The 10941-nt window shown below is 73.7% G+C and carries 6 protein-coding genes and 1 pseudogene; all 7 read right to left on the bottom strand.

Annotated elements, in window-relative coordinates; all coding sequences use genetic code 11:
* Positions 1-181 precede the first annotated feature (181 nt).
* A complete protein-coding gene (locus MXD61_RS04770) occupies positions 182-1966 on the bottom strand; it encodes a VWA containing CoxE family protein (RefSeq protein WP_248811639.1) in 1785 nt (594 codons plus the stop codon).
* A gap of 80 nt (positions 1967-2046) precedes the next feature.
* A complete protein-coding gene (locus tag MXD61_RS04765) occupies positions 2047-3420 on the bottom strand; it encodes an AAA family ATPase (protein ID WP_248811638.1) in 1374 nt (457 codons plus the stop codon).
* Positions 3421-4352: 932 nt separating this feature from the next.
* A complete protein-coding gene (locus MXD61_RS04760; RefSeq protein WP_248811637.1) occupies positions 4353-5315 on the bottom strand; it encodes a bifunctional lytic transglycosylase/C40 family peptidase in 963 nt (320 codons plus the stop codon).
* Positions 5312-6265: a replication-relaxation family protein gene (locus MXD61_RS04755; RefSeq protein ID WP_248811636.1), complete on the bottom strand. Its 954-nt coding sequence runs from the start codon at positions 6263-6265 to the stop codon at positions 5312-5314. The genes MXD61_RS04760 and MXD61_RS04755 overlap by 4 nt, the downstream gene beginning before the upstream one ends.
* Positions 6262-8772: a helicase HerA domain-containing protein gene (locus MXD61_RS04750; protein ID WP_248811635.1), complete on the bottom strand. Its 2511-nt coding sequence runs from the start codon at positions 8770-8772 to the stop codon at positions 6262-6264. The genes MXD61_RS04755 and MXD61_RS04750 overlap by 4 nt, the downstream gene beginning before the upstream one ends.
* Before the next feature lie 107 nt (positions 8773-8879).
* Positions 8880-10730 (bottom strand): VirB4 family type IV secretion system protein, encoded by a 1851-nt coding sequence (locus MXD61_RS04745; protein WP_248811634.1) that lies wholly within the window; start codon positions 10728-10730, stop codon positions 8880-8882.
* Positions 10727-10941 (bottom strand): annotated as a pseudogene (locus MXD61_RS04740) (hypothetical protein); the annotation flags it as partial. The gene MXD61_RS04745 and the pseudogene MXD61_RS04740, both read right to left, overlap by 4 nt.

Genomic DNA, 10941 nt, shown 5'->3' with positions numbered 1-10941 from the left:
GGGGGGGGGGGGGGGGGGGGGGGGGGGGGGGGGGGGGGGGGGGGGGGGGGGGGGGGGGGGGGGGGGGGGGGGCGGGGGGGGGGGGGGGGGGGGGGGGGGGCGGGGGGGGCGGGGGGGGGGGGGGGGGGGGGGGGGGGGGGGGGGGGGGTGGGCCGGATGTTTGGCCCACCCGTAGCCCTGGTCAGCGGGTGGTGGTCAGGGCGCGTAGGGCGGCGCGGGCGATGTGGCTGGCGGTTTGGGCGGGGTGGGCGAGGGTGAGGGTGGCGTCGGTGTCCAAAGGTGTGGCGTCGCTGTCGTCGGGGGTGATCCACAGGACGGTGCAGCCGTGCGCGCGTAGCCGGTCGAGGCGCTGCTGTCCGTGGGCGCGTTGGGTGTCTTTGAACCGGCCGTCACTAACGATCACGAGGAGGCGGGCGGCGCCGGGCCGGGTGAGTTCGCAGGCGGCATCCAGGGCGTCGACGGCGCCGCAGAACTGCTCGTAGAGGTCCCGGGAGCGGAACTCGGCGACCGTGGCGGGGGGTGCGCCGGGGAAGGTGAGGGGCAGGACCCGGTCGCCGAACAGGACGCTGGTGGCGGTGGCGTCGGGGACGTGGCCGGCGGCGGCGGCGAGGATCCACGCGGTGGAGGCGACCGGGCGTGCGAAGTCCCGCATCGTGCCGGAGATGTCGGCGGCGACCGCGATCCGCAGGGGCGGGGTGGGGGTGGTGCGGCGCTGGACGCGGGTGAACGGCCGGGCGGTGGGGACCGCCCCGGCGGCGCGTTGCGCGTCGGCGGCCAGCGCGCCCCGCATCCGCAGCCGGCCCGGGGGAACCGGTGAGGTGAGGGTGGTGGCGGCGCGTTCGCGGTAGCCGGCGGCGCGCAGGGCACGGGCGAGGCTGCGGGCGGCGGCCTGCTCGTCGGGGGTGGGGGGACGGCTGCCGGCGTACGCGTCGGCCGTCGTCCCGGGCGCGGTGGTGCTGGTGGGGGTGGAGAACACCGTCTTCGCGGCCTGGGTAGCACGGGTGCGGGCGGCGGCTTCCTGGGCGCGGGCGGTGGTGGTCGCGGTGTGGCGCAGGCTCGCCGAGGTGGTCGCGGTGATCGTGTCGAACGCGTCGGCGATGACGTTGCCGAGCGTGGACGGTGGCCCGCCTGGCTCCCCCGCACCCGCCCCGGATGGCTGCGGGGAGGGTGGGGAGGGTGCGGTGGGGTCGATGTCGAGGATCTCGCACCACTGCTCGGCGAGTTTGATCATGCCCCAGTGGTTGGTGTCGCCGGTGCGGTGCGCGGCGCGCCAGACCCGGCGTAGCGCGGTCAGCCGGTCGGTGCCCAGGACGCGTCGCACGGTGGCGTGCACCCGCGCGGTTTCCTTTGCGGTGAGCACGGTGGCGTCGACCCGGGCGAGGAGCAGTCCTGCGGTGCGCCCGGCGTCGGCGAGGCTCATGGTGACCGGGGGTGCGGTGGCGACGGTGGTGGCCGGTGGTGGTGGGCTGGTGGTGCCGGGCGGTGCGGGGACGGCGGGGGTGAGCTGGGCGGTGACGAGGGTGGTGACGCAGGCCCGTAGCCAGTCGCGGTCTTCGGGACGGCGCTGCAGGTGCAGGGCCTCGATGCGGGATTCCTCGAGGAGTTCGGCTGCGTCGGTGACCACGCGGGGGACGCGGTCGGGGGCGAGCCAGCGGGAGTGGCGGGCGTGGGCGGCCTCGTGGATGAACGCCCCCCACAGGGCCGGATACCGGTAGCGGTCGAGGGGCCGGGCCGGGTGCAGGCTCGCCGGGGCGAGGGTGCCCAGGATCGTGCCGTCGACTTCGACGGCGGCCTCATGGGGCAGATAGCAGGCGGCGGCGCCGTGGCCGGCACCCGGGGCGCAGCCGGCCACCAGATCGCGGCGTCCGGACAGGGCGGGGAGTTCGTCGGTGAGGCGGGCGGACAGGGTCAGCCAGTCGCCGCTCGGCAGGGTGCGCCGTACGGCCGGATCGGTGATCGTGCTCATCGTCGCTGTCCTTCGCGATCGAGGGGAAGGCCGGGCCGCCCGGCCCGGGGGTGTGCCGGGCGGCCCGTGCAGGGGGTGGGTCAGCGGGGGCGGCGGACCTGCGCGCCGAGGGACAGCGGGCTGATCGTTATTCCGTAGACCTGCGCGGCGACCTGCGCGACAACGTCGCGGTCCTCGGACGGCGCGACCCCCACCAGGTTCGTGATCGCGAAGTCGTCGTTGACCGCCGTCGCGATCTTCTGGTAGGCCAGCAACTCCCGTAGTTGCGGCGCCCAGCCGACTTCGCCTGCGGCGCGTTTGGTGGCGAGGTTGCGGGCGAGCCGGATCGCCCTCGGGTTGATCCCGAGGCTTTCGGCGATCTGGTAGTCGGAGGTGACCTCGATCTGCGCGGAGAACCGCGACGACAACGCCTCGGTCAGGATCGCGCCATGCACCCCGGGGTTGTGACCGGCGATCACGTAGAACCCGGGCGCAGCCGTGATCGTCTCGCCTTGGTGGGCTTTCACCGTGATCTGCCCTCGGCCGTCCATGGCCGGGTAGACCACGGCGAGCACGGCGGGTGAGATCAGGGTGGCGTCGTCGATGAACAGGCAGCGGCCTTGGCGCATGGCCTCGATCAGCGGGCCGTAGACGAAGGTGTAGCCGCCGCCCGGGGCCTGGGTGTACTCCCCGACGAAATCTCCCACGGTGGTATCCCCATCACCCGCCACCGTGATCAGGTCGCCGTGAGCGGCCTCGATCAGGCTGGTCTTGCCGGTGCCCGGCGGCCCGTAGAGCAGGACCGGTACGCCGGCGTCACGCAGGGTCCGCAGGATCTCCACGTCCGGGCGGCCCGCGAGGCTACGGGGCCGGTACACCTGCCCCGAGGGGCGGATCACCCCGCCGTCGGGCCGGCTGGGCGGGATCCTCGGTGGCACCGGCTTCGGCGCTGCGGGTGGTGTGGCGGGGGTCTGCTTCGGGGGGCGTGGGGCACGGGGCGCCGCCGAGGTGAGGCTGCCCAGGGCCAGGCGGATACTGTCCTGCGCCTGGAACGCCTTCGGTGTCGCGCTGGTCAGCCGGGCATGGCCCTGGGCGACGAGATAGTGACAGGTGTTGAGGATGGCCCCTGGTGAGCGGCCTCCCAGGGCGGTTCCGATCTCCGTGGGTGTCCAGGCCCGATCGGGGTGGGCGGCGAGATAGGCGATGACCTGGCGGCGCAGCGCGTTCGGCGCGAGCCTGTCCGCGCCCGTCGGGGGTCCGGCGGGGGTGCTGACGGCGGGGGGCGTGGACGCGGGGGGCGAGGGAGACACGGCGGGCTCCGGTGCGGTGTCGGCCGGGGGCGGGGTGCTGGTCGGCGGGGGAATCGTGGGGACCCACGGCGCGACCGGCACGGCCGTGGCCGTCGGGGGACTCGTCTGTGGCGGGGCGACGTGTTCGGCGACGTCGGCTACGGGTGTGGCCACGGGCGGGGACATGCGCGTTCTCCTCACGGCGGATCGCCAAAAACCGGGGGTGTGATGCGCACCGGCGGACGCGTCCCGCCTGGCGCGGGGAATCCTTTTCACAATGCGTCTTTCGTCTGGTAAAACCGTACCCTTCGGTATTCGGATTCCGCAACCGAATGTCCATGACTTTTTATTTCCGGTTTCGTTTCCCGCGTTCCTGGGGGTCCGTATTTCGTTGTGGGATAACCATATCTAGACGGTTCAACGCCTAGCAACCCTATTTCCATGACTCTTTAGGTGAAATTCCCGAAAAGAGTCATGGAAAACAGCTTGCCTGAACGGCGTTCTAGGGGTACATGCGCGTGCGCGGTGGAATATGGTTGAAAAGAGTCATGGAATGGGGCTGGCTGAATGTGGCGCGGCGCGATATCATGAATTAATCCCGCACGCGGCGAACGGAGGTGGCCGGATGGTTAGGTCGACAGGCCCGGGCGCACACCGCCCGTCCGGCGCCTTCGGGGCGCGGCGGGCGGGGGTGTGAGAGGCGAGCGTCCCGGGAAGGTGACCGGGATCGGCAGGTGACCACGGCCGAAGACAGGCACGTGAGCACCAGGGAAAGGTGAGAAAAGGACACCAGCAGGGGGCATGAGGGCCGGGATGGGGGAGCCAGGTGCCCCGCCGCTGGTGTTTTTTTCGTGCCAAGCAGGCGAGTCTGGGCGCCGCCCGGAGGGGTTCGTGGGCCGCTGGCCTGCGGTTTTGTGTGGGAGGCCCCCCTCCGGTTAATGCCGGAGGGTCTTTTGGAGGGTCTAAAGGAGGGTCTTTTGGAGGGGGGCCTGCCGCGGCCCTCGGGGTCCTGACAGTCCGCCTGCCATCGCCTCCCCCCTCCGACCGGCCCGCACTGCACCGGACCTGCTTTCTGCGGGACCGAAGGAAAGCCGTCCGGGAGAATTCTTCGGGGGTTCTCATGGACTGTGTATGGGGCGGGTGGCTCCACGATAATCCGACCAGCGGTAATCTTCCACCCGTACCAAGCTGTTCTTATTGGGTGCGTCGATCATCTGACTGTCGCCGACGTAGATCCCGACATGGCTGATCGCGCTGGTGGAGGAGCCGAAAAAGACCAGGTCACCGGTCTGTAGGGGGCTGCCGGCGGGCAGGTGGGGTCCGGTGTTGTACTGGTCCTGGGCGACGCGGGGAAGGGACACACCCGCGGCGGCGAACGCGGCCTGTGTCAGCCCGGAACAGTCGAAGCCGCTATCACCGGAGTCGGGTCCGTCGCCGCCCCATTGATAAGGGAAGCCGAGGTGGGCGACCGCGTAGGCAACCGCGACCACCACGGCCTGGCCGGGCGGAAGCGGGCTTTGCGGCGTGCCGGCGGTGCTGGGGCCGGTGTCCTCGTCGGCGGCGGTGTACCGGTCGGCCTGGGCGAGGACATCGGACACATACCATTCGGCATGGTTGTACTGGTAGAGAGCATCATGAAGATTACTGGCCGCGTTGCTGTCGCATAAATAGGCGGCGGCGGTGTAGATCGCGTCGTGCGGGTTGTAGGGCGAGGGGGGCTGGGCCCCGCCGGGAGGCGGGGGATGGCGGGCGATCACCGAGGCGAACGTGGCCGGCAGGAACTGCATCGGTCCTTCGGCGCCGGCCTCGTTGACGCCGTTCTGGACGCCGGGCAGGGTGCTGCGGCCGTGGTCGGTTTCGATTTTGCCGATGGCGGCGAGGACCGGCCAGGGCAGGCCGGGGCAGGTGGCGGCGGCGTCGACGTAAAGCTGCTGGTAGCCGTCGGGGATGTCGTCGAGGGCGGTCTGGCTGGGGGCGGCGAGACGGCCACCGGTGAGGATGCTGATCACCCCGGTGGCGGCTGCGGCCAGCAGGATCACCAGTGCGAGGAACCCGGCGGCGACCGCAAGGGCGATTTTCACTGGCCGCGGTGCAGCACGGGTGGGCGCGGGATCGGCGCGGCGTCAGGGTCGTCATCGGTGGGATGCAGGGGGCGGGTGGGGTGCAGGGGGGTGCCGTAGCGGCGGGTGAGTCCATCGAGGTCGGTGCGGCTTTGCGCGTGCAGGGGCAGCCAGACGGGGCGGGCGGGGGCGAGGTCGTCGTCGGCGTCGGGGGCGGTGGCCGGCCCGGGGGCGGCGGTGAGGATCGTGACCCCGGGCGGGGCGGTGCGCAGCGCGGCGCGCAGGTTGGCTTCCCGGCGGGCGCTGGGCAGCCAGATCAGCAGCGGGGTGACGATCCCGCTGCGTTCGGCGAGGCGGCTGTAGGCGGGGAGTTTCGCCAGCACACGGGTGAGGGGTTCGGTGCCCCGGTCGAGTTCGACCATGACGTCGAGGCGGCGTCGTCCGTCGACCCACACGCCGTAGCCGTCGGGGCGCACGATCTGCCCCCAGGTGTCGGCCGCGCGCCGTTCCGACCACCAGGCCACCAGCCCCTGATCGGCCGGTCGGACGCGGCTGGCATGCACCAGCGCGGCGAACAAGGTGTTCACCTCGACGAGGTGGGCCAGGCGCACCCCGTGGGCGAGCGCGTGCAGCCGGTCGCGGCGGTAACCGAGATCGCGCACGGTGATGCCGCGTTCGGCGGCCAGCACCGCGGCGCCCGCGGTTCCCAGCACGTAGTGCAGGGGGGCGGCGATGAGCCGGTAGTGGGGGTGGACCCGGTCGACGACCCCGAGGTGGTGCAGGGTGGCCAGGCGCATCCGGGTCTGGCGTTCCCCGTCGAAACACAGCCGGGTGATGTGCCGGCGGGTCAACACCTGATGTTCGAGCAGCATCGCGAGCAGCCACCGGTCGCGGGCGGTGAGCCGTCCGGCGAGTTCGAGGAGCAGCGCGTCCTGGGACCGGGTCGATCCCCGGCGGGAAGGTGGTGTCATGCCAGGTCTCCGTGAAGTGGGCCGGGGCGGGGCTCTGCGACCGGTCGGGGCCGGGGTTCGTGGACACCGGCGGTGGGGGTGGTGTGGCGGCGGGCCGCGGCGCGTAGCGCTGCCGCCCGGCCGGGCACCGGGTCGGGCAGGGGCCGGGTGCGCAGGGTGAAGGCGGCGCTGTCCGCGCCGTCGACGATGAGCCGGCTGGCGGCGGTGAACGCGGGCAGCCGGGCGAGGTCATGGTGGGACAGGACCGGGGCGACGTGGCGGGCGAGTTCCGCGGCATCGCGCGGGCTCACCGCGAAGAACACCTTGCTGCGGGCGTTGGTGGACAGGGCGTCGGCGAGGTCGGCGGGCAGCTGGCGCAGATGCTGGTGGGCCAGGACCATCGAGAGTCGGTAGCCGCGTGCTTCGGCGAGCATGTCCTCGATCGCGCCCGGCAAGGTCAAAAAGTTCTGGCATTCGTCCAGGTAGGCGGCGCAGTCCGCCCGCCGGGCCGGGACCACGGCCGCGCGGCGAAGCGCCGCCTGCCATACCTTGGCCAGCACGATCGAGCCGATGATCTGGGCGCCGTCTTCGCCGATGGCGCCTTTGGGGACGCGCACGAGCAGGATCCCGCCGCGGTCGAGGATCGCGGGCACGTCGATGGTGGATGCCCCGCCGGCCAGCACCTTGCGGGCGAAATCGCGCAGCAGCAGCGCGCGGAGTTTGTTCATCAGCGGGCCGACGGCGGCGGCACGCGCCCCGTCGGACAGCTCCGAATACCACTCCCAGAAACCGCCCAGGATCGGGTCGGAGATTTTCGCGGCGGCGGCCCGGCGGGCCCGGGGATCGGTGAGCACCTCGACGATGTCCACGAGCGTCGGTGCGGGCTGGCCGGGACGGCGCCCGGCCAGCAGGGTCAGACAGGTCGAGCGCAGCAGGTCGTCGGTTCGTGGACCCCAACTGTCGGCCCAAATCCTGCGGAAAATCCCGACCAGCTGGTCGGTGGCCAGGCCCGCGTCGGGTCCGTCGAGGATGTTCAACACCGGGGGAGGTGCCGGGTCGTCGGGATCGAGGAGCACCAGCCGGCCGGCGGCGTCCGGCGACAGGCGGTCCAGCAGGTCGGTGATCAGGTCGCCTTTGGGGTCGATGACGACGACGCCGCGGCCGTCGTCCACATCGCCGAGGATCATGTTCGCGAGCAGGGTCGACTTGCCGCTGCCGGTGGCGCCGACGACGTGCAGGTGATGACGCGCCGCGGCCACATCCACTCCCACGTCGCGGCGCTGGCCGGCTTCGGTGCGTCCCAGGGTTTTCACCCCGGGGCCGGCGTCGGGGATGCCGGCGGGGGGTGCGACGGCGGCGGCGCCGGCACGGGCGAGTCCGGGCACGGCGGTGTCGACGGGCAGGTGCGCGAGGGCGGCGAGTTCGGCGACGCCGACGAGGTCGCCGCGGCGTAGCTGGCGGGCGGCCAGCAGCCGGGGCGGGTCGGCGAGCGGGAGTCGGCGTAGATGGTTGTGGCCGGCGTAGAGGGCGTAGGCGGTGGCCAGGGCGTGTGCACGGCCCCGCAACGCCGCGCGTACCGGCGGGACCTGTGCCGGGTCGGTGGGTGCGTGCCGCGCGGCGCTGTAGGCGACCCGCACCTCGAAGCGGGGGCCAAGGGCCTTCTGGGCGATCGCCCGGGACTCGGCTGCCTCTTCTGGGGGTGTCGGGCCGGCCCGGCCGGTGCCCGAGGGCCGGGCGCTATGCGGGGTGACCAGGTCGAGGAGCACGCCCCACGGGTGGGGGCTGGTCTTCTGACCGCGGTGACGGGCGGCGGCGCGGCGGGCCTGGGCGAGGCGGCGGCCGGTGACGGGGCGGGCGAGGATCTGCACGGCGGCGGTCTCGTCGTCGTCCAACTCGCCCGCGGCGCCCAGCAGACTGCGCACCGGGTCTCCGGGTGGTTCGGTGCGCAGCGGCAGCACGTCGGCGCGGCCCAGCCGCAGCACACCCCCCTCCGCCAGCAGCCCGCCTTTCTCAAGGTGCGGGGTGGGGTCGGTGGGGCCCAGCGGGTCGACGGCGGGGCGCAGGGTGCTGGTGCGGGCACCGGGCCAGGCGGCCTGCACCGCCCGTTCCACCAGACCGGGCGGTACGGCTCCGGGTACCCACAGGCGTATCGCGGTGCCGCTGCGATGGGCGGCGATCTCAAAGGCGAGATAGGGCTGGCCGTGGCGCAGCCGCGCCCACCGGGGCCGCAGCAGCCCGCTCATCTGCCCCCAGAACACCTCGGCCGCGTCCGGGTGCACCTCGGGGGGCATGAGGATCTCCACCGTGCGGGCGTCGGCGACCAGCCCGGCGGCGCGTATGGCGAGGAACCGGCGGGCGGCGACCAGCCCGGCGACGGCGAGCACAGCCAACGGCAGACCGACCGGCAGCCCCCAGGCGAGAACCAGCTGAGTGAGGGTGCGCACGGCCCGCGACGGGTGAAGCAGCCAGCCAGCCCCCCCGGGCGCGGGCGGGGGCGGTGGGGGTGGTGGGGACAGGCCAACCGTCATCGACGATTCCTTTGACGTGATCGGGCAGGCGTCGGCGCGCGGCACGACGCCACGGCCGCGTGAACGGCGCGGGGAAGGAAACTGCGGGTGAGCGGGTGCGTGGCCGTTTAGAGCGGGTCGGCGTCGTCCGCCGGGGTGCGCGGCCGGTGGGCCGCGGGGCGCGCGGGGCCGATCTCGGCGGCAGTGGTGGCCGGGTGGGTGGGGCGGCGGGCGAGGTCGACGGGATCGGTGGTGATCAGCCGGTGTTCGTGGGGGCTGGCCTGCGCGCGGAACAGGGCCCGTCGTCCCGCGGCGACCAGGAGCGCCTCGCCGGGGCGGGCGGTGAGTAGCGCCGCGGTCTCCCCGTCACTGAGGCCGCAGGCCGCCTGTACTGCGGTGGCGGCGGAGCCGTCTTGGCGGAGCAGGAGTTTGGTGGCGGCGTTCGCGAGGATCGCGCGGCCTTCGTCGGTGCCGAGCAGGTCACCGCTGTCCTGGGTGATCAGCGCCAGTCCCGCCCACCATTTCCGGGCCGCTTTGGCCAGACGCACCAGGAACCGGGCGCCGGCCGGGTGGGCCATGAGCAGCCAGGCCTCATCGACGACGACGAGGCGACGGCGGCGCCGGGTGGGATCGGCGACCTGCCGCCAGATCGCGTCCAGGACGAGCAGGGTTCCCGCGGCCCGCAGCTCCTCGGGCAGAGCGCGCAGCGAGTAGACGACCAGATGGCCGGTGGGTGGGGCGGTGGTGGCCCCCTCGAACAGGCCCCGGTGGGAGCCGGTCACGAACGGTGCGAGGAGACCGGCGAGCTGCTGGCCGTGCGGGTCAGCGTGCAGGGCGGTGGTGACGTCGGCGAGCAGCGGTGGGGGCTGGTCCCAGGTGGCCGGGTCGGTGGTGATCCCGGCGTGGGCGTAGGCGGCGAGCAACGCCCGGTCCAACGCCGCCCGCACGGCCGGGTCCTCGGCGGGGGCGCCGGCCAGGGTGGTGAGGAAGGTGTGGGCGAACAGCATCCGCCGGGTGAGCAGCTCCGGGTCGCCGCGTCCGTGGACGGGCAGGTCCAACGGGTTGAGCCGCACCCCGGGGGCGCCCAGGGACAGCTGGGTGCCGCCGAGCGCGGCGGCCAGCGGCCCGTACTCGTCCTCAGGGTCGATCACGTGGACGTCGATGCCTTGGGTGGCGCTGCGCAGCACGTCGAGTTTGGCGAGGTAGCTTTTGCCGGCGCCGGAGGTGGCGAGGGCGACCGAGTTGTAGTTCGCCTGGGCCCACCGGTCGTGCGCGACGATCCCGGTCGAGCCCAGGTTCGGCCCGTAGACCACCGGGGCCGCACCGGGGCGGCGCGGGTCGGGCAGCGCCACATCGGCGCTGGTGAACGGGAACGCGGCGGCGACCGCGGCGGTGTCCATGGCCCGGGTGGCCCGCAGCAGGTCCTCGGCGAGGGGCAGGGTGGTCGCCCAGCCGGCGAGCATCCGGTAGCGGGCGGGATGGACACCCAGCAGCAGACTGTGGGCGAGCGCGGTGACCCGCTCCACTTCCTCGGCGAGCTCGCCCTTGCTGTCGGCGTGGACGGTGAGATACAGGCCGGTGGTGAACAGCCGGGCCTCGCCGCGGGCGAGGCGGCCGGCGAGGTCGGCGGCGTCGTCGGCGGCGGCGTCGACATCGGGGTCGTTGAGGCGACCGGCCGCGGCGGCCAGGCGCCGCCCGGATTCCAGCCGGCCCCGCTGGCGGCGCAGCCGGGCCGCACCCACCGCGGCCGGCGTGGGCTGCAGATGCCAGGCCACGTCCAGGCGGCCCGGGTAGGCCAGCAGCGGTTCGAGCCAGCCGGTGGCGACCTCATGGGGATAGCCACTGACCAGCAACGTCGCCGAGTACATCCCGCCGACCTGCACATGATCTGCGGCCAGGCGCAGGCTGGGGGTGAACAGCGCCGGTCCCACCAGCCGGGACGTGTCACGCCCGCCGCGACGCCGCAGCCGGCGGCTCATCGGTGGCCTCCGGCCGTGTGCACGACACCGGAGGCGGTGACGCCGTCGGGGGGCGGGGGCAGGTCGGGGTGGGCGGCGGCGGCCAGCAGCCGGCCGAGCCCGCCGGCGTCGAGGACCCGGACCCCGACGCCGGCGGTAGCCCGCCGGCCGGCGGCGTCGGCCAACTGGGGTAGCGCCAGGGCGGCGGGGGCCCCCCCGCCGCCCCCCCCCG

Source organism: Frankia sp. AgPm24 (assembly GCF_023243055.1).
GTDB lineage: Bacteria > Actinomycetota > Actinomycetes > Frankiales > Frankiaceae > Frankia > Frankia umida.
This window is presented reverse-complemented; position numbering and strand designations above follow the sequence as displayed.

What these genes read in the sequence shown, in the direction of transcription:
- MXD61_RS04755 (WP_248811636.1), bottom strand. Translation starts at nt 6,265, where the DNA reads ATGACACCACCTTCCCGCCGGGGATCGACCCGGTCCCAGGACGCGCTG.
- MXD61_RS04750 (WP_248811635.1), bottom strand. Translation starts at nt 8,772, where the DNA reads ATGACGGTTGGCCTGTCCCCACCACCCCCACCGCCCCCGCCCGCGCCC.
- MXD61_RS04765 (WP_248811638.1), bottom strand. Translation starts at nt 3,420, where the DNA reads ATGTCCCCGCCCGTGGCCACACCCGTAGCCGACGTCGCCGAACACGTC.
- MXD61_RS04745 (WP_248811634.1), bottom strand. Translation starts at nt 10,730, where the DNA reads ATGAGCCGCCGGCTGCGGCGTCGCGGCGGGCGTGACACGTCCCGGCTG.
- MXD61_RS04770 (WP_248811639.1), bottom strand. Translation starts at nt 1,966, where the DNA reads ATGAGCACGATCACCGATCCGGCCGTACGGCGCACCCTGCCGAGCGGC.